The following is a 17243-nucleotide window of genomic DNA, read 5'->3' on the forward strand; positions in this document are numbered from 1 at the left end:
GTACTTGGAAAGAGAAGAAGCGAGGCTTTTTGCCTTCTTCTCTTTGAAAATACCTCGGGGAGCGCGAGGGGCCGGCCCCTCGCTTCCGGCGTCAGCGGCCCGCGAATTCGACCGAGAAGCTGGTCCGCGCGCCAGGCGGCGGCGGCGGGAAGGGACCGGCGCGGCGGATGTGGTTCATCGCGATCTGGTCGAGCTGCGGGTTGCCGGAGGACCGGGCGATGCCGACCGAGACCAGCGCGCCGTTCGATCCGATCTGGAACGCCACCAGCGCCACGCCGCGGATCTGGGTGCGCTCGCGCCGGGTGCGGGCGATCTTGGTCATCACCGCGTTGCCGTATTGCGCCGCGGCGCGCGCGTTCGCGGCGGCCGCCGCGGCGGCGGCGTTGCCGTTGCCCTGGCTGTTGTCATTGGCGCTTTCGGCGCCGGTATCGGTGCCGCGCCGGGTGTCTTCGGCGGCGTTGCCGGCGGTGCGCGGGGGCGGGGCCGGCTGCGGCGGCGGGGGCGTCGGGGTGCGCTCGGACTCCGGCACTAGGTCTTCGGGCCGCGACGGCGGCGGCGGGGCGCTGAGCACGGCAAGCTCCGATCCGTCGGGCGGCAGCGCCTCGACGGTTTCCGGAACCGGGCTCACCGGCGTCGCCTCGACAGGCTCTGCCGGCGCGGTGGCGACCGGAGGCGTGGTTTCGGGCGGGGTTTCCTCCACCGTTTCGGTGGGGGCAGCCGGTGTCGGCGCAGGGGCAAGGGCGCCCTCGGGCAGCACCGGCAGGACGTTTTCTGCCGTGCTCGTCTCGATTTCGACGGGCAGGCTTGCGGCCGGGGCAGTGTCGGGGTCCGCGGCTTCGATCGGCTCGGCGGTTTCGGTTGCGTCGGGTGGCGTCACCGGAGCGGTCGCATCGGGCGATGCGGTTTCCGTCTGGCCGGGCTGCGCGGCGTCGATCCGCTCGGCGCTGGTTTCCTCGGCGGCGACGGTCTCGGTCGCCTCGGCCAGCTCTGTGGGTTCGGCGGGCTCGGTGGTTTCCGCCTCGGTGGGGTCGGTCACGTCGGGGGCGTCCACCGCCGCGGGCGCGCCCGCCACCATGTCGGCGAAAGCGTTGCCCAGACGCGCGGTTCCCGGCGGCGCGCTTTCCAGCGCGAAGGGCTCCGGCGTCTCCTGAAAGGCGACAAGGGCGGTGCCGTGGGCGATCAGCGACAGGATCCCGGCGCCGGCGGCGATGGTCACGGTGCGCTTCATTCCAGCCCCTTCTCGGTGACCAGCCAGACATCGCCCGCGCCCGCGTCGCGCAGCGCGGCGGCGAGGTTCAGCAGCGCGGCGGCGGGCAGGTTGCGGTCGGGCACAAGGCGCACGGCGGGCGCTTCGGCGGTGGGGTCGGTCTCGCGCGCTTTCGCGACCACGGCGGCCGCGTCCACCGGCTGCTCGCGGAACAGCAGGCTGCCGTCGGCCAGCACCACCGCCGCGTCGGGCGGCGCGCGGCCTTCAAGGTTTTCCGTGTCCACCAGCTCGACGCGGGCGTCCAGCGGCGGCGCGAGGGCGCCGGCGATCATGAAGAAGATCAGCATCAGGAAGACGATGTTGATCAGGGCGATCGTCGGCTCGCCCTTGCGTTTCTCGGCGGGGCGGCGGAGGGCCATGGGTTACTCCAGAACGCGGATGTCGAAGCCCGGCTGCTGCCGGAGCACGACGAGAAGGTCGATCAGCCGCTGCGAGGTCAGGTCGTCGCCGGTGGGCGACACGATCAGGGTGCGGCTTTCGCTGTCGGGGTCGTCCGGCGCCTCGTCCGCCAGCCGGTCGGGGAGGTCGTCCAGCGACACCTCCTGCGCGTTCAGCCGGATCGTGTCCGCGCCCAGTTGTAGGAACAGCGGCGGGGTCGCCGCCGCCACCGGGGCGGCGGGGCCGCCGGTTCCGGTGTCCAGCCGGATCTCGGCGAAGCGCGTGAAGGTCGAGCTGAGCATGAAGAACAGCAGCAGCAGGAAGATCACGTCGATCAGCGACGTCACCGAAACCGCGCGGCGCGGACGGGCAGGCGACCTAACGGGCATTGGATTGCGGGAAGGGCCGCAGAACCTCGTCCTTCGCCTTGCCTTCGGGCAGGGGGGCGAACAGCGTTTCGATGGCGATCTCGGCCACCGACCGTTCGCGGGCGAGGCGGGATTCCAGGAAGGTCAGCAGCAGGCTGGTGGGCATCGACACGGCCAGCCCCGCGGCGGTGGTCATAAGCGCGACCCAGATGCCGCCCGCAAGCGTCGACGGGTCGACGGACGAGCCCGCATCCTGCAGCGCCTGGAAGGCGTCGATCATGCCCAGCACGGTGCCGAACAGCCCCAGCAGGGGCGAGATCTGCGCGATGCTGTCGAGGATGCGGAAGCAGCGTTCCAGCTTGTCGAGACGGCGCGCGGCTTCGGCCTCGATGCGGGCCTTGTCGGCGACGCCGCCCGCGCCGAGGGCGCGCAGCAGGACCGGGGCAAGGTGGTTGCGGCTTTTGCGGAGATAGCCTGCGGCCGCGTCCGGGCGGCCTGCGTCCAGTTCCGCCATCGCCTGTTTCAGACTGCGGTGGCGGCCGACGCCGGCAGAGGCGTATTGCCAGAGCTTGTACAGCACCACGGCCAGCGACAGCACGGACAGGCACAGCAGGATCGCAACGACCGGACCGCCGAGGTCGACGATGGCATTCAAGCGATCCTGCAGAAGGTCGATGACGTTCACCCCAGCACCTCGATGTCGGCGCGCGTCGACAGATCGAGCTCATTGGTGCAGGTGGCCGGGTCGAGGCCCTCGCCGTCGCAGGCCTGCACGCCGTTGATCAGCACCTGACCCAGCTTGCCGCAGTCCAGCCCGGCCACGTCGAACTGGCGTACGCGGGGGCGGTTGGCGGGCAGGGTCTGCAGGTCGAACAGGGTCAGCCGGTCGACGACGCCGTCGGTGGTCAGCAGCACGGTTTCCAGCACCAGCTTGGCGACGTCGACGCCCAGGCCGTTGGTCGCCATGAAGGTCAGACGGCAGGCGCCCTCCAGCGGCGTGGCGCTGTTCAGTTCCACTTTCAGGGCCGGGGCGGTCTCTGGCTCCGCGTCCTGGGCCTGTGCCTGCACGGCGAGTGCGCCGGACGCGGCAAAGGCCGCGGCAAGGCAAAGCGTCCTGGGTCGGGAAGTGCGCATGATGTCTCCTGTCATCAGAATTCGAAGGTCCGGGTGAGGGCGATGCCATAGGACCGGCCCGCGCCGTCGTCCCCCGCAAGGCTGTTCTGGTACGTGGTGTCGAAGATGTTGTCGGCGGTCAGACCGATGGTCAGACCTTCAAGCGGGCCGTCCTGCGGGGACCAGTTCACGAACAGGTCGTGCAGGTCGTAGCCGTCGTAGGTGTCGCCGCCGCCATAGTCGATCTCGCCATAGAAATGGCCGCGCCAGCCGAATTCCAGACCATAGTCGGGCACCCGTCCGCCGATGGTCAGAACCAGCGAGCGCTGTGGGACAGAAGTGGGCGTGAGCCCGGTCGAGGTATCCTCGCCGCGCACTTCCGAGAAGGCCGCGCGGGCGAAGCCGTACTCGGCCTCGTAGGCGCCCTCAAGCTCGAAGCCCCACAGCTTCACGTGGTCGATGTTGCGGTAATAGGGCGTGCCGGCGGTGGTGTCGCGGGCGATCATGTCGGTGATGTCGTAGTAAAAGCCGGTGGCTTTCATCTCGATCACGTCGTTGCCCGAGAACAGGCCATAGTAGGAATAGCTGAGGCCCAGTTCCGCGCTGTCCGCCGACTCCGGGTTCAGCCCGCCGCTGGCCGGTTCGTCGACGTCGTAGGAATAGATCTCGTCCAGCGTCGGGGTGCGTTCGGTATGTGCCAGCGAGCCGAAGATCGCGAGATCGTCGGTCAGCTTGTAATGCGCCGCGATCTTGGGCGAGACCAGCGAGGTGTCATAGGCGTCACCGCCGTCGCCGGGGTCCAGCCAGACAAGGTCGGCGCGGATGCCGGGCACCAGCGTCAGGCGGTCATTCCAGACGAATTCACCCTGAATGTAGGCGCCGACCTTCTGGTCCGTGCCTTCGGGGTGGAAATTGATCGCGCCGCTGGTGCTTTCGGCGATCCGCTCTTGCTGGGACAACTGCACACCCGCGGTGACGTAGTTCTGCCAGTTGCCGAAGCTCAGCTCAAAGGTGTTCTCGGCCTTCAGGCCAAGCGTGCGGTAGGCGTAGTGCGAGTCCATGAACAACGGAGAGAAGGGCGGCAGCGAGGCGTCGCTCTGTTCGACATCGGTGTCCGAGTAGGTCAGCACCACATCCAGATCGAGCCACGGATTGCCGGGGGCGGAATCCTCGTAGCGCAGGGCGAAAGTCTGGTCGAAAATGTCCCGGTCGATGGTGCCGAAGTCGAAGCTGTCGGTCTGCGCATAGCTGGTGTCGTCCAGCGAGCTGTTCCACGCGGAATACGAGGCGGTGATCGACTTAGACAGCGTGTCGCCGAAAGTGTACTTGGCCTTGATCAGGCCGGACAGCGCATCGAAGGCGGACCCCGCGATCGCTTCGCCGTCGCCGTTTTCATAGTCGTCCGCCACGCGGTAGTTCAGGGCGAACAGCGTCTCGAAGTTCTCGGCGGGCCGCGTGGCGTAGATCGCCGAGGCGAGGCTTTCGTTGCCGTTGGTGCTGTAGCCTACGCGGAAGCGCAGCGCGTGGTTGCCGGTGGTCAGGAAATCGCCCGCGTCCTTGGTCTCGAAGTTGATCACACCGCCGATGGCGCCCGACCCGTACAGGGTCGAGGACGCCGGGCCGCGCAGCACTTCGACCTGCTTGTAAAGCTCGGGGTCCGAGAAGAAGGACCCCATGCGGTACTGCTCGTAGAACTTTGTGGCGCCATCCACGGTGACGATGATTTTCGATTCGTCCGACGAGGCAAGCTCGCCCACGCCACGGATGTTGAACGACACGCCGCCGACGCGGCCGGTGCCGATGCCCTGAACGCCGGGCACCATGTCGAACAGGTCGGCCACGGTGGTCGCCTGCTCTTGGTCGATGTCGTCCTGATTCAGGACGGTGACCGCCTGCGGCGTGTCGATGGCGACGGTCTCGGTGCCGCCGAACCCCAGTACAATGCGGCCCAGACGGGTGAAGAAACCTCCGTCGGCGGTCTCGTCGACCGTCTCCTGAGCGGCAACGGGTGCGGCGAGCAACGCGGTCAGCGCGGTCGAACACAACAGTAACTTTTTCGAGTGAACCACGCGCATGACTTCCCCAATTGCGGATGATGGTATCTTGATGGGGCTGGCGCGAGGCTGGCTGACGGCGATGTGCGGAAGTGGGCCGCCGATCGCTTGTTGCACTGGTTAAAATAGCTGACTAAACTCGTCAAGTATATCCGCCGCGTGGCAGCATCGCTGTGCGGCTATCCCAGCGGTGCCGCCTGACGCGGGCGGCCAGCCAGGCATCCGGACCCACTCACGACAAGGATTCCCACTGATGGAAGCCACGGCTGCCAAAGAGCCGCAGGACCTGCTGCGCGCACTGGAAGAGAACCCGAAGGCGCGCCCGCGCGACCTTGCCGCCCAGCTGGGCGTGACCGAAGCCGATCTCGTTGCCGCGCGGATCGGGCTGGGCGTCACGCGAATCGATGCCTCGCCGGACGCGCTGATGCCGCTTCTGGGTGGGCTGGGGCCGGTCATGGCGCTGACCCGCAACGAAAGCGCGGTCAGCGAGAAGACGGGCGTTTACGACAACTACCACTCGGGCGACCACGCCGCGATGGTGCTGAACGGCGCGATCGACCTGCGGATCTTCCCGAAATACTGGGTTCACGGCTTCGCGGTCGAGGTCGAGACCGATAACGGCGTGCGTCGCAGCCTGCAGGTGTTCGATGCCGCAGGCGACGCGGTGCACAAGGTGATCCTGCCGCTCGACGCCGATCCGTCCGGCTGGCAGTCGATCCGCACGGCGCTTGCGACGGGGGATGCGTCGCAGGCGCTGTCGCTGGAACCGCGCGCCCCGGTCGAGGGGCCGAAGTCCGAGCCCGCCAAGCGCGACATCCTGCTGAAGGAATGGGAGCGGCTGACCGACACGCACCAGTTCCTGCGGCTGACGGCGAAGCTGCGGATGAACCGGCTGGGCGCCTACCGCATCGCGGGCGCCCCGTGGGTCCGCGCCCTGGCGCCCTCGGCGCTGGACACCGCGCTTGAAACGCTGTCGGCGCAGGGCGTCGAGGTGATGATCTTCGTCGGCAACCGAGGCTGCATCCAGATCCACTCCGGCCCGATGCACACGATGAAGAAGATGGGTCCGTGGCAGAACGTGCTGGACCCCGACTTCAACCTGCACCTGCGGTCCGATCACGTGGCGGAACTCTGGGCCGTCGAGAAGCCGACGCGCCGCGGCCCGGCGCTGTCGCTGGAAGGCTTCGACAAGGACGGCGCGCTGATCCTGCAGGTCTTCGGCAAGCGAACCGACGAGGCCGATCACCGCCCGGCCTTCGCCGAGGTCGTCGCCGGGCTGAACAGCGCCGAAGACGCCGACCAGAAGAAGGAGCCGGTGGCATGACGTTCCTGAAATCCGAACTTTCGATCCCCGCGATCCTTGGCGCCTGCCTGATGCTTCCGGTGCTGGCCTTCACCTCGACCTACTCGGTGGCCGAAGACGTGCCGCCGGGCGAAAGGGTGCTGTCGGTCGGCGGCTCTGTGACCGAGATCATCTATGCGCTGGGCGAAGAGGACCGGCTGGTCGCGCGCGATACGACCTCGAGCTATCCGCCCGAAGTGATGGACCTGCCCGACGTGGGCTATATGCGGGCGCTGTCGCCCGAGGGCGTGTTGTCGGTGAACCCTGATCTTGTGATCGCCGAGGCGGGCAGCGGCCCGCCCGAGACGATCGAGGTGCTGGAAGAGGCGGCGATCGACTTTGTCGCGGTGCCCGACGGGTTCGACCGGGACACCGTGCGCGCGAAGATCGAGGCCGTGGCCGCCGCGCTGGACGTGGTCGAAAAGGGCGAGGCGCTGGCCGCCGAGGTCGACGCGGCGCTGGCCGACGCGATGTCGGCCGAGGTGCCGGGCACACCGAAGCGGGTGATGTTCGTGTTGACCGCGCAGGGCGGCCGGATCATGGCGTCGGGGACCAACACCACGGCGGACGGGATCATCCGGCTGGCCGGGGCCGTCAACGCGGTCGAAGGGTTCGAGGGCTACAAGCCGGTCAGCGAAGAGGCGATCATCGCCGCTGCGCCGGATGTGATCCTGATGATGGACCGGGGCGGCGATCACGCGATGACCGACGACGACCTGTTCGCGCTGCCCTCGGTGGCGGCGACCCCGGCGGGCGAGACCCGCAGCGTGGTGCGGATCGACGGGCTGCTGCTTCTGGGCTTCGGCCCGCGCACCCCCGAAGCGGTCCGGACCCTGCATGGCGCGCTGTACGGCGGCGCCTGATCCATGGCGACGACGGACCTGGGACCGACGCCGGGGGCGGGGCGGGTGCGCTCTGCCCCCGGCGCGCGTCTGGCCGGTGACCGCAGCGCCCGCGCGCGGCTGGTGCTGGCCGGTCTGGCGGTTCTGCTGTGCGTGGTGGCGGTGGCCAGCCTGACGGTCGGCGCGACCGGCACCGCGCTGTGGCCGGTGCTGAAGACGCTGGCCTCGGGCGAGGCGCTGGCCCCGCGCGACCGCATCGTGCTTTTGGACATCCGGCTGCCGCGCATGGTGATGGGCCTGCTGGTCGGCGGCGCGCTTGCCGTGGCGGGGGCGGTGATGCAGGGGCTGTTCCGCAACCCGCTGGCCGATCCGGGGCTGGTCGGCGTCAGCGCGGGCGCGGGGCTTGGCGCGGTGGGGACCATCGTGCTGGGCGGGCTGCTGCCGGCGTGGATCGCGGCGCCCTTCGCGGGCTACCTTGTGCCGGTCGCGGCTTTCGCGGGGGCGTGGATAACCACGCTTCTGCTGTACCGGGTGTCAACGCACCACGGGCGCACCTCGGTTGCGGTGATGCTGCTGGCGGGCATCGCGCTGCAGGCGCTGGCAGGGGCCTTGTCCGGCATCCTCGTCTACCTCGCGAACGACGCGCAACTGCGCGACCTGACATTCTGGAACCTCGGCTCGCTGGCCGGCGCGACCTGGAGCAAGGTGCTGGCCGCCGGGCCGATCATCCTGCTGGCGCTGTGCGTCGTGCCGTTCCTGTCGCGCGCCCTGAACGCACTGGCGCTGGGCGAGGCGGCGGCGTCCCACATGGGAATCCCGGTGCAGCGGATGAAGAACATCTCGATCCTGTGCGTCGCGGCGGCGGCCGGGGCGGCGGTGGCGGTTTCGGGCGGCATCGGCTTTGTCGGCATCGTGGTGCCGCATCTGCTGCGGCTTGCGATCGGGCCGGATCACCGCTTCTTGCTGCCCGCCTCGGCGCTGCTGGGCGGCGCGTTGCTGATCGCGGCGGACATGATCGCGCGCACCGTGGTCGCCCCCGCCGAACTGCCCATCGGCATCGTCACGGCGGTGTTGGGCGGGCCGTTCTTCCTGTGGATCCTGCTGCGCAACCGCGCGGCGTTGGGGGGCTGATGCTGGAAGCTGTCGGAATAGAGGTCGCGCTGGCCGGAACCCCGGTGCTGAAGGGCGTCGACTTCGCGGCGCGGGCGGGCGAGGTCACGGTGATCGCCGGGCCGAACGGGTCCGGCAAGACGACGTTGCTGAAGGCGATGACCGGCGAGGTTGCGTATGCCGGCTCTGTCACGCTGGAAGGCGCGGACGTGACGTCGATGAAAGGCTGGGAACTTGCGATGCGGCGGGGCGTGCTGCCACAGGCGGCGCAGCTTTCGTTCCCGTTCACGGTGCTGGAGATCCTGCGGCTGGGCCTGCAGGCGGGCCGCATGGCGCGCCGTGCAGACATGCCTGTGGCGGCGCTGGAGCGCGTGGGGCTCAGCGGGTTCGAGGGCCGGTTCTATCACGACCTGTCGGGCGGCGAGCGCCAGCGGGTCCAACTGGCCCGTGTGCTGCTGCAGGTCTGGGAGCCGGTGGCGGACGGGCGGCCGTCGTGGCTTTTGCTGGACGAACCCGTTTCGGCGCTGGACATCGGCCACCAGCTGGAGGTGATGGAAATCGCCCGCGACTACGCCCGGCGCGGCGGCGGCGTGGTGGCGGTGATGCACGAACTGAACCTGACCGCGATGTACGCCGACCGCGTGGCGCTGCTGCACGGTGGCCGGATGGCGATGCAGGGCGCCCCGCGCGAGGTGCTGACGGACGAGATGCTGTCGCGGGTCTACGGCTGCCGGGTCCGGGTGAACGCGGTGCCGGACGGACCGGTGCCGTTCGTGCTGCCGCAGGCGGCGGGGATCTAGGGGGCTCTGCCCCTGTCGCGTTCCGCGACTCCCCCGAGGTATTTCGGAAGAGAAGAAGGTGGACGCCCGTCAGACAGTCAGGACGACGCGGCGGTTCTCGACCGTGGCGACCGAGACCGGCGTGTCATAAAGCGTAGAGAGGACGGCGGGGGTCATGATCTCGTCCGACGGGCCCTCGGCATAGAGGCGGCCTTCCTTCAGGGCGACCACGTGATCGGCATAGGCGGCGGCGACGGTGAGGTCGTGCAGGACGACGACCACGGTGCGCCCGGCGTCGGCTTCTTCGCGGGCGATCTGCATCACGCGGCGGGCGTGGGCGAGGTCGAGGTTGTTGAGCGGTTCGTCCAGCAGGATGACGTCGGTGTCCTGCGCCAGCACCATGGCGATCAGCGCGCGCTGCCTTTGACCGCCGGACAGCGAGTCGAGGTAGCGCCCGGCGAAGGCGCGCAGGTCGAGACGGTCGATGGCGTGGCGGACACGGGCGTGGTCAAGATCGGTAAGGCGGCCGCGGGAATGTGGGTAGCGCCCGAAAGAGACGAGATCCTCGACCGTCAGGCGCGGCCCGATGGGCGCGTCCTGCCGCAGGACTGACAGGCGCTGGGCAAGCTCGCGGTCGGGGTAGTCAAGAAGCGGGCGGCCGTCGAGTTCGACCTCGCCACGGGTCGGCGCGACGAGGCGTCCCAGCGTCGCAAGAAGCGTCGACTTGCCGGCGCCGTTGGGCCCCACAAGCGCGGTCAGGCGACCGGCGGGCAGGGTGGTGGTGATGTCGTGCAGCACGGGGCTGCCGGTCAGGCTGACGTCGAGATCGCGAATGCCGATCATCTGCTTGCCTTTCGGAGGATGAGGTAAAGGAAGGCGAGGCCGCCGAGCGCCTCGATCACGACCGAGACCGAGGCCTGAAAGCCGAGCACGCGTTCGAACAGGGTCTGCGCCCCGACGAGGATCGTTGCGGCGATCAGACCCGACAGCGGCAGCAGCACCACGTGCCGCCATGTGCCTGCGACCTGATAGGTCAGCGCCGCGGCGAGGAGGCCGAAGAACACGACCGGGCCGACCAGCGCGGTCGAGACCGAGACCAGCAGCGCCACTAGGGTCAGCAGGTGGCGGGCCTCGCGGTCGTGATTGACGCCGAGGTTGATCGCCGTCTCGCGTCCCAGCGCGATCACGTCCAGCGTCCGGTGGCGCCGGATCAGCCAGCCCGAGACCAAAAGCGTGATCCCCGCCGCCAGCCATGTCAGGTCGGCGTTCACGCTGTTGAACCGGGCGAAGCTGGCGGACTGGATCACCGAGAATTCGGACGGGTCGATCATCCGGTTCAGCAGGCTGGTCATGCTGCGGAACAGGGTGCCGAAGATGATGCCGGTCAGGATCATCCGGCTGAGATCGCGGGAATTGCGCAGCAGCGTGCCGAACAGCAGAAGCGATGCCGCCAGCATCAGCCCGGTTTCCAGCGCGAATTTCGAATAGGGGTCGAGATAGGCGAAGCCGACGCCCGTCAGGGTGAAGACAAGCACCGTCTGGATCAGCAGGTACAGCGCGTCGAACCCCATGATCGAGGGCGTCAGGATGCGGTTGTTGCTGATTGTCTGAAACACCACGGTCGACACCGCGACCGCGACGGCCACCGTGATCAGCGCCAGAAGCTTGCTGCCCCGGAACATCAGGATAAAGCCCAAGTCGCCGCGCGCGCCGATGCCAAGGTACAGCACGGCGGCGGCGGCGAGGGCGCCAAGGGCGAGAAGGACGGATCTATCGGGCAGAGCGCGGGCGAACATGGAGAAGCCAGAGGAAGACGACCGCGCCGACGACACCGAGAACGGTGCCGACGGGGATCTCGAACGGAAAACGGATGAGGCGGCCGAGGATGTCGCAGGCCAGCACCAGCCCCGCGCCAGACGCGGCGACGACGGGCAGGGTGCGGCGCAAGTTCTCGCCCAGCAGCCGCGAGACAATGTTGGGCACCACGAGGCCGACGAAGGGGATCATGCCGACGGTCACCACGGTGACGGCGGTGATGACCGAGACGATGGCCAGACCGATCGCCATGACCTGCCGGTAATTCAGGCCGAGATTGCGGCTTGCGTCCTCGCCGATGCCCGCGATGGTGAAGCGGTCGGCATAGAGATAGGCCAGCACGGCAAGGGCCCCGGCGATCCAGAGATACTCGTAACGGCCCAGCATGACGCCCGAAAACTCGCCGTTCATCCAGATGTCGATATACTGGATCAGGTCGCGCTCGAAGGCTTGGAAGGTGGTCGCCGCGCCGATGATGCCGCCGTAGACGATGCCGGTCAGCGGCACCAGCAGCGGGTCACGGGCGGGCAGGCGGCGCACCAGCGCAAGAAAGCCAGCGGTGCCGATCAGCGCGGTGGCGATGGCGGCCAGCATCTTCAGCCAGATCCCGGCGGCGGGGTACAGAAGCGTGACGGCGACAAGGCCGAAGCCCGCGGACTGGCCGGTGCCGGCGGTCGACGGCTCGACGAAGCGGTTGCGGACGAGCATCTGCATGATGACGCCCGACACCGCGAGTCCCGCCCCCGCAAGCATCGCGGCGGCGGTGCGGGGCAGGCGGCTGACCAGAACAAGCCAAGGGTCCCCGCCCAAAGAAGCGACCCCCGTGAGCACGCTCACGAGGGCCAGGGCCAAGAGGCCCGCGAAGACGGTCAGCCGCGTGGCGGTCAAGAGTCGGCGCCGCCGAAGGCCTGTTCCAGAAGTTTCAGGGTGTTCATCGTCGAGGTGTAGCCACCGCCGGCGACGTAGATGTCGGACGCGTTGAGATAGACGACATGGCCGTCTTTCCACGCGTTCGTTTCGGCGACCAGCGCGTTGTCCAGCGTGGCCTCGGCGCTGTCGCCCTCGGCGCCGATGGCGGCGACGCGGTCGATCACCAGCAGCCAGTCGGGGTTCGCTTCGGCGATGAACTCGAACGAGATCGCCTCGCCGTGGGTGGCGACTTCCAGCCCTTCGACGGTCTCGGGCAGGTCCAGCGCACCGTGAACCCAGCCAAAGCGCGAACCGGCGCCGTAGGCCGAGATTTTCGGGCCGTTGGTCAGCACCAGAAGCGCGTTGCCCGCGCCTTCGGCGGCGGCCTTGGTCGCTTCCAGTTGGGCGTTCAGCGCGTCGGCCAGTTCGGCGGCCTTGTCTTCCATGCCGAACAGCTTGCCGTAGGCGTCGAGCCGGGCGAGCGTGGTCGCGTACTGGTCGCCGCCCATCGTGGTCATGTCGATGGTGGTGGCGTATTTCTGAAGCTCGGTGACCTGCGCGGCGGACCGGCCGCCGGCGATGACGAGGTCCGGGCCAAGGGCGTAGAGCGCCTCGAAGTCCGGCTCGAACAGGGTGCCGATGTCGCCCTCGTACTGCTTGAGGTAGTCCACCATGATGTTGCTGATCGAAGCGGTGACCGGGACGCCAAGCGCGTCAAGCGTGTCGAGCGCGGCCATGTCAAAGACCGCGACGGTCTCGGGCGTGGTCTCGATTTCTGCGGGGCCGGTCGCGGTTTCGATGGTGACGGGGTCGGCCATCGCCGGCAGCGCCAGCAGGGCCGCCGCGGCAACGGTGGCGGAGAAGGTGCGGAACATCGGGGACTCCCTTGTCTCGGCCCGCAAATTCGGGCGGTTTCCGATATTTTTGCTAGGGTATTGTTGCGGCGGCGTCCAGTCACTAATCTGACAGAAAGAATAGGATACCTGCCATGCTGACAACGCAAGCCCGCTGGGAAACCGCGAACGCCTCGAAATACCTGCAACAGCTGTGCAAACATTTCGCGCACAAGGTCGAGGTCGACTATGGCCCGACCGAGGGACGCGCGGCGCTGCCGATGGGGCCATCGGTCATGACCGCGGATGCCGAGGCGCTGACCATCGAGGTCACGGCCCCGGACGCGGAAGGGCTGGAGCGCGCAAAGGGCGTGATCGACAGCCACCTCGTGCGCTTCGCCTTCCGGGAAGAGTTCGAGCGGATGCCGTGGGCCGACGAGGCACAAGCGACGGCCTGAGCCGCGCGCTGCGGGACAGCCGCCCCGCGATCCGCTACTGCTGGGGCATGACCGCATCCGACTATGACTTCCGGGCGGCGACGCTGGACGATTTGCCCCTGCTGCGCGCGTGGCAGGCGAACCCGCATGTGCGCGCGTGGTGGGAGGACGACGAGCCCTACGACGCCGCGCATCTGGAAGACCCGCGCGTCGTCCGCATGATCGTGTCTTACGCGGGGCGGCCCTTTGCCTACATTCAGGATTACACCGTCCATGGCTGGGACGATCATCCTTTCGCGTATCTGCCCAAGGGCGCGCGTGGGATCGACCAGTACATCGGCGAACCGGAAATGGTCGGCATCGGGCACGGGACGGCCTTCATCGGGTTGCGGATGCGGGACCTGTTCGATGCGGGCGCGCCGGTCATCTGCATAGACCCGCACCCCGACAATGCGCGGGCGATTGCCGTCTATCGCAAGGCGGGCTTCATCCCTTCGGGACCGCCGCGCGAGACGCAGTGGGGGCTTATCCTTCCGATGCTGGCGCGCCGCCCGGTCAGTGAAACCGGGACGGTCTGAACGGCGCGGGATCGACGAAGGGCGTTTCGCCGCCCATCATCTCGGCGATCAGGCGGCCCGTCGCGGGGCCCATTGTCAGGCCCTGGTGGCCGTGGCCGAAGGCGTACCAGATGCCGTCCTTGTCCGGCGAGGGGCCGATCACCGGCAGCATGTCGGGCGTGCAGGGGCGGCCGCCCATCCATGGCGCGGCGTCGGCGGCTTCGCCGATGGGGAACATGCGGCGGGCGATTTTCTCGGCTTCGGTGATCTGGATCGGGGTCTGGGGGGTGTCCAGCTTGCCGAGTTCCGCGCCGGTGGTCAGGCGGATGCCGCGTTTCATCGGGGCGATGAGGAAGCCCGTCTCAAGGTCGGCGATCCAGTTGTTCAGGGGGCGGTTGCCCTCGCCCTTGAAGTGACGGTGATAGCCGCGTTTCACGAACAGCGGCGGTTTCCATCCCAGTTTCGCGGCGACCTTGTCGGTCCATGCGCCGGTGGCGACGACGACCTTGTCCGTGGCGGCGATCTCGGTCCCGTTCGAGGACAGCACCCAGCGGTCGCCGGTCTTCGCGATGTCGGTGACGTCGCCGGTGACGAGTGTGCCGCCGGCCTCGACAAAGGCGCCCGCGTAGGCCGCGACCAGCTCGCCGGGATCGCGCACCGACCACGTGTCGGGCCAGTGGATCGCGCCGGAGAAGCGTTCCTGCAGGTGCGGCTCAAGCGTGGCCACGTCGTCGCCCGAAAGTTCCTCGTACGGAACGCCGAACCCGTCGTGGTTCTCTTTTGCATGCGCAAGGCCCCCGGCCAGCCCGGCGGGGGTGCGGTACAGGTCGTACCAGCCATCACGGCGGATCAGGTCGTCGGCCACCGGTCCGGCCCAGTCGATTTGCTGCCCGTGCTCGGTCAGCGAATGCTCGATCAGGGTGGCATAGGCCCGTGTCGCCCTGGCGTGGCGTTTGGGCGACGAGTTCCACCAGTAGCCGGCAAGTCCGCGCGCGACGCCGGGCAGGGCGGTGGCGTGATAGCGGATGTCGATGCCCCGGCGCATCAGCACCGACAGGATCTTCGACACCGAGCGGGGGAAGGCGTAGGGCGCCACCGCCTCGCGCTGGATGATGCCGGCGGGACCGAAAGAGGCCCCGTTGGCGGGGCCTCCCTTGTCGATCAGCGTCACGTCCCAGCCTTTGCGGGCGAGGTGCAGGGCGCAGGAGGTTCCGACGAACCCCGCACCGATCACCGCGACAGAGCGGTCTGCTGTCATGGTCTTTCCGTCTTTCAGGCGGCCAGCGTCCGCTCGGTTGTGGTGAGATCGGCGAAGTTATCGCGGATGTACTCCGCGGCCCGCAGCGCCAGCGCCGAGATCGTCGGCGTCGGGTTCACCACGCCGCCGGTCGCCAGCACCGAGCCGTCCACGATGAACATGTTCGGCACGTCCCAGGACTGGTGCCAGCCGTTGACGACCGAGGTCGCGGGGTCGTCGCCCATGCGGCAGGTGCCGATCATGTGCCACGCCGGGGTGCGATAGACCCCGTCCGCGTCGCGGTAGTCGTTCAACTGGATGTCGAAGGCGCCGCAGGCTTCTCCGAGGTCCTGAAGACGATCCAGCATGTAGTTCATCATGCGCTTGTCGTTCTCGCCGGGTTCATAGTGCATCTTGACCACGGGGATGCCGTCCTCGTCGGTCTCGGTGGGATCGAGATACACCCGGTTTTCCGGGTTGGGAAGGTCGTCGCCGATGGCGAACAGGCCAATCGAGTGGCCGAACCGCTTCTCCATCCACTTGTGGTGGTCCTTGCCCCATGGCGCCTTGGTGCCGCTCATCCAGCCGGTCGCCATCTCGCCCGCCGAAGGGGCCGAGGTGGTGCAGTTGAAGTTGAACCCGTTGACGAACCCGCGCGAGGTGTCGGTCTCGGCGAACTCGCGGCCCAGGACCGAGGCGACATAGCCCATCTGGCCATCGACCTGCTCGTCCACCCAGATCTGCGCCGAGACAAGGGTGTGGTGCAGCAGGTTGCGGCCCACCATGTCGGACGAGTTGCCGATGCCCGACGCCAGCAGCAGGCGCGGGGTGCCGACGCCGTTGGCGGCGACGATGACGATCTTGGCCTTCGTCTCGACGATCTCGCCGGTGACGCGGTTCTTCCAGCGCGCGCCGGTGGCGCGGCCGTCCGGGCCGGTCAGGATCTTCAGCACGCGGGCGTGGGTCTGAAGCTCGGCGCCCGCTTCCAGCGCCTTGGGCCAGACCGACTGCGAGTAGATCGACATCGATCCGCGCGGGCAGCCGTTGCACAGGCCGCAGTTGTTGCAGGCCGGGCGGCCGTCATAGTCTTCCGAGATCACGCCGGCCTCGGCGGGCCACCAGTGCCAGCCCAGCTTGTCGAAGCCTTCCGACAGCTTCTTCGCCGCCTTGGTGAACGGAAGCGGGCCGGTCGGGCATTCGGGGCGCGGCGGCATCGCCGGGTCGCCGGTCAGGCCCGAGGTGCCGAGGATGGCGTCGACCCGCTCGTAGAACGGCGCGACGTCTTCATAGGCGATGGGCCAGTTCGGCTGCATCCCGTGCTCGTCGCCCTTGCGGAAATCCGACGGACGATAGCGCGGCCAGATCGCGCCATAGGCGTTGGTCGATCCGCCCACCGCGTTCCACATCAGCGGCTGGCTGCTGTCGGTGCCCATCATGTAGTCGTCGGGATGGTCGCGCCGGGTGATGTCCGGGTTCCAGTTCGTCGCGCGCTGCCACGCCCAGTTGGTGTGGGTGTGGGCGAACTCGTTCTTCTCGACCCAGCCGCCCTGTTCAAGGCACAGCACGTCCAGCCCGGCCTGCGCCAGCACCATGGTCGACAGGGCGCCGGTCGCGCCCGAGCCGATGACGAGGACGTCGCGTTCTTTTTCGGCGGTCATCGCTGAAGCCCCCATTTGTCGGTTTTCACGGTGTCGAGGTTCAGGCCGGACGTGTCGACCGGAGCGACCTGATCGGTCGGGATGTAGCGGCCCCGGTTGTGGCGCGGGGTCTGGGTGGCCCGGTCGAACCTGGGCAGGTCATAGCCCGATACGTGCGGCAGGATCTTGTAGGGGGTGCCCGCGGCGTCGATCAGCGTCACGACGATCGGGCTTTCATAGTAGGCCTGAAATGCCGCGTCGCGCAGCCAGCCGAAGCGGGCCGGTTCGTTCGCTTCCATCGACTTCACCGCCGCGACCCGCGCGTCCGGGTCCATGCCGTCGAACGGCGCGCCGATCCGGTCCAGCGTCTCGGCCAGCGCCATCAGCGCCTGCTCGCCGTTCTGCTCGATCAGGCGTTCCACCAGCGGGAACTGCACGCCGATCGTAGCGCCCGACGGCCAGCCGTCGCCGCCCGGCAGAAGCTCGTCGACGAAGGCGGCGACGGACGGGGCCAGCTTGGCAAGCAACGCGCCCTTCTTTGCGTCCTGTAGTGTCATCTTCCGTT

General features: G+C 68.4%; 19 protein-coding genes. 6 read left to right on the forward strand and 13 right to left on the reverse strand.

Features of this window, described 5'->3' with window-relative positions; translation table 11 throughout:
• Positions 1-91: 91 nt before the first annotated feature.
• Genes ACP156_RS02585 through ACP156_RS02610 form a run of 6 tightly spaced genes read right to left on the reverse strand, consistent with a single transcriptional unit; the run spans position 92 to position 5201 of the window.
• A complete protein-coding gene (locus ACP156_RS02585) occupies positions 92-1228 on the reverse strand; it encodes a TonB family protein (protein WP_425049723.1) in 1137 nt (378 codons plus the stop codon).
• Positions 1225-1626 (reverse strand): ExbD/TolR family protein, encoded by a 402-nt coding sequence (locus ACP156_RS02590; RefSeq protein ID WP_425049724.1) that lies wholly within the window; start codon positions 1624-1626, stop codon positions 1225-1227. Before ACP156_RS02590 ends, ACP156_RS02585 begins: the two co-directional genes overlap by 4 nt.
• Positions 1627-1629: 3 nt before the next feature.
• The gene (locus ACP156_RS02595) at positions 1630-2034 is read right to left on the reverse strand and encodes a biopolymer transporter ExbD (protein ID WP_425049725.1); all 405 of its coding nucleotides are present in this window, start codon (positions 2032-2034) and stop codon (positions 1630-1632) included.
• On the reverse strand, positions 2024-2698 hold the full coding sequence (locus tag ACP156_RS02600) for a MotA/TolQ/ExbB proton channel family protein (protein WP_425049726.1): 675 nt from the start codon (positions 2696-2698) through the stop codon (positions 2024-2026). The genes ACP156_RS02595 and ACP156_RS02600 overlap by 11 nt, the downstream gene beginning before the upstream one ends.
• Entirely contained in the window at positions 2695-3147 is a 453-nt protein-coding gene (locus ACP156_RS02605) for a hypothetical protein (protein ID WP_425049727.1), read from the reverse strand. The genes ACP156_RS02600 and ACP156_RS02605 overlap by 4 nt, the downstream gene beginning before the upstream one ends.
• Before the next feature lie 14 nt (positions 3148-3161).
• Complete coding sequence (locus ACP156_RS02610; RefSeq protein WP_425049728.1) at positions 3162-5201, reverse strand: TonB-dependent receptor domain-containing protein; 2040 nt, start codon at positions 5199-5201, stop codon at positions 3162-3164.
• A gap of 232 nt (positions 5202-5433) precedes the next feature.
• On the opposite strand from ACP156_RS02610, the gene ACP156_RS02615 reads away from it, so the two are divergent.
• From ACP156_RS02615 to ACP156_RS02630, 4 genes are read left to right on the forward strand one after another with little or no spacing between them, the layout of a single operon-like run.
• On the forward strand, positions 5434-6504 hold the full coding sequence (locus ACP156_RS02615) for a hemin-degrading factor (protein ID WP_425049729.1): 1071 nt from the start codon (positions 5434-5436) through the stop codon (positions 6502-6504).
• Positions 6501-7385 (forward strand): heme/hemin ABC transporter substrate-binding protein, encoded by an 885-nt coding sequence (locus ACP156_RS02620; protein WP_425049730.1) that lies wholly within the window; start codon positions 6501-6503, stop codon positions 7383-7385. The genes ACP156_RS02615 and ACP156_RS02620 overlap by 4 nt, the downstream gene beginning before the upstream one ends.
• A gap of 3 nt (positions 7386-7388) precedes the next feature.
• Positions 7389-8495 carry a FecCD family ABC transporter permease gene (locus ACP156_RS02625; protein ID WP_425049731.1) on the forward strand — a complete coding sequence of 369 codons (1107 nt, stop codon included), beginning with the start codon at positions 7389-7391 and terminating at the stop codon, positions 8493-8495.
• Entirely contained in the window at positions 8495-9274 is a 780-nt protein-coding gene (locus tag ACP156_RS02630) for a heme ABC transporter ATP-binding protein (RefSeq protein WP_425049732.1), read from the forward strand. Before ACP156_RS02625 ends, ACP156_RS02630 begins: the two co-directional genes overlap by 1 nt.
• 69 nt (positions 9275-9343) lie before the next feature.
• Here the strand turns inward: ACP156_RS02630 and ACP156_RS02635 are convergent, their stop codons facing one another.
• From ACP156_RS02635 to ACP156_RS02650, 4 genes are read right to left on the reverse strand one after another with little or no spacing between them, the layout of a single operon-like run.
• Positions 9344-10096, reverse strand: a complete 753-nt coding sequence (locus tag ACP156_RS02635) for an ABC transporter ATP-binding protein (RefSeq protein ID WP_425049733.1) — start codon at positions 10094-10096, stop codon at positions 9344-9346.
• A complete protein-coding gene (locus ACP156_RS02640; protein WP_425049734.1) occupies positions 10093-11049 on the reverse strand; it encodes an iron chelate uptake ABC transporter family permease subunit in 957 nt (318 codons plus the stop codon). Before ACP156_RS02640 ends, ACP156_RS02635 begins: the two co-directional genes overlap by 4 nt.
• On the reverse strand, positions 11024-11905 hold the full coding sequence (locus ACP156_RS02645; RefSeq protein WP_425049735.1) for an ABC transporter permease: 882 nt from the start codon (positions 11903-11905) through the stop codon (positions 11024-11026). The genes ACP156_RS02640 and ACP156_RS02645 overlap by 26 nt, the downstream gene beginning before the upstream one ends.
• Before the next feature lie 47 nt (positions 11906-11952).
• Entirely contained in the window at positions 11953-12852 is a 900-nt protein-coding gene (locus ACP156_RS02650) for a siderophore ABC transporter substrate-binding protein (RefSeq protein ID WP_425049736.1), read from the reverse strand.
• A gap of 116 nt (positions 12853-12968) precedes the next feature.
• On the opposite strand from ACP156_RS02650, the gene ACP156_RS02655 reads away from it, so the two are divergent.
• A complete protein-coding gene (locus ACP156_RS02655) occupies positions 12969-13268 on the forward strand; it encodes a DUF2218 domain-containing protein (RefSeq protein ID WP_425050807.1) in 300 nt (99 codons plus the stop codon).
• Positions 13238-13825 carry a GNAT family N-acetyltransferase gene (locus tag ACP156_RS02660; RefSeq protein ID WP_425049737.1) on the forward strand — a complete coding sequence of 196 codons (588 nt, stop codon included), beginning with the start codon at positions 13238-13240 and terminating at the stop codon, positions 13823-13825. The genes ACP156_RS02655 and ACP156_RS02660 overlap by 31 nt, the downstream gene beginning before the upstream one ends.
• Here ACP156_RS02660 and ACP156_RS02665 read toward each other — a convergent pair.
• The 3 genes from ACP156_RS02665 to ACP156_RS02675 are packed head-to-tail and all read right to left on the reverse strand — an operon-like array spanning position 13803 to position 17235.
• On the reverse strand, positions 13803-15062 hold the full coding sequence (locus ACP156_RS02665) for an NAD(P)/FAD-dependent oxidoreductase (protein ID WP_425049738.1): 1260 nt from the start codon (positions 15060-15062) through the stop codon (positions 13803-13805). The genes ACP156_RS02660 and ACP156_RS02665 overlap by 23 nt on opposite strands.
• Before the next feature lie 14 nt (positions 15063-15076).
• Entirely contained in the window at positions 15077-16699 is a 1623-nt protein-coding gene (locus ACP156_RS02670; protein ID WP_425049739.1) for a GMC family oxidoreductase, read from the reverse strand.
• Positions 16696-17235: a hypothetical protein gene (locus ACP156_RS02675; RefSeq protein WP_425049740.1), complete on the reverse strand. Its 540-nt coding sequence runs from the start codon at positions 17233-17235 to the stop codon at positions 16696-16698. The genes ACP156_RS02670 and ACP156_RS02675 overlap by 4 nt, the downstream gene beginning before the upstream one ends.
• Positions 17236-17243 lie beyond the last annotated feature (8 nt).

The sequence above is a fragment of the Psychromarinibacter sp. S121 genome, assembly GCF_049801035.1.
Taxonomy (GTDB): domain Bacteria; phylum Pseudomonadota; class Alphaproteobacteria; order Rhodobacterales; family Rhodobacteraceae; genus Psychromarinibacter.

Excerpts from the sequence above, each read along its gene's own strand:
- ACP156_RS02605 (WP_425049727.1), bottom strand. The coding sequence starts at position 3,147 with ATGCGCACTTCCCGACCCAGGACGCTTTGCCTTGCCGCGGCCTTTGCC.
- ACP156_RS02650 (WP_425049736.1), bottom strand. The coding sequence starts at position 12,852 with ATGTTCCGCACCTTCTCCGCCACCGTTGCCGCGGCGGCCCTGCTGGCG.
- ACP156_RS02620 (WP_425049730.1), top strand. The coding sequence starts at position 6,501 with ATGACGTTCCTGAAATCCGAACTTTCGATCCCCGCGATCCTTGGCGCC.
- ACP156_RS02665 (WP_425049738.1), bottom strand. The coding sequence starts at position 15,062 with ATGACAGCAGACCGCTCTGTCGCGGTGATCGGTGCGGGGTTCGTCGGA.
- ACP156_RS02615 (WP_425049729.1), top strand. The coding sequence starts at position 5,434 with ATGGAAGCCACGGCTGCCAAAGAGCCGCAGGACCTGCTGCGCGCACTG.
- ACP156_RS02595 (WP_425049725.1), bottom strand. The coding sequence starts at position 2,034 with ATGCCCGTTAGGTCGCCTGCCCGTCCGCGCCGCGCGGTTTCGGTGACG.
- ACP156_RS02610 (WP_425049728.1), bottom strand. The coding sequence starts at position 5,201 with ATGCGCGTGGTTCACTCGAAAAAGTTACTGTTGTGTTCGACCGCGCTG.
- ACP156_RS02640 (WP_425049734.1), bottom strand. The coding sequence starts at position 11,049 with ATGTTCGCCCGCGCTCTGCCCGATAGATCCGTCCTTCTCGCCCTTGGC.
- ACP156_RS02675 (WP_425049740.1), bottom strand. The coding sequence starts at position 17,235 with ATGACACTACAGGACGCAAAGAAGGGCGCGTTGCTTGCCAAGCTGGCC.
- ACP156_RS02630 (WP_425049732.1), top strand. The coding sequence starts at position 8,495 with ATGCTGGAAGCTGTCGGAATAGAGGTCGCGCTGGCCGGAACCCCGGTG.
- ACP156_RS02590 (WP_425049724.1), bottom strand. The coding sequence starts at position 1,626 with ATGGCCCTCCGCCGCCCCGCCGAGAAACGCAAGGGCGAGCCGACGATC.
- ACP156_RS02635 (WP_425049733.1), bottom strand. The coding sequence starts at position 10,096 with ATGATCGGCATTCGCGATCTCGACGTCAGCCTGACCGGCAGCCCCGTG.
- ACP156_RS02625 (WP_425049731.1), top strand. The coding sequence starts at position 7,389 with ATGGCGACGACGGACCTGGGACCGACGCCGGGGGCGGGGCGGGTGCGC.
- ACP156_RS02585 (WP_425049723.1), bottom strand. The coding sequence starts at position 1,228 with ATGAAGCGCACCGTGACCATCGCCGCCGGCGCCGGGATCCTGTCGCTG.
- ACP156_RS02670 (WP_425049739.1), bottom strand. The coding sequence starts at position 16,699 with ATGACCGCCGAAAAAGAACGCGACGTCCTCGTCATCGGCTCGGGCGCG.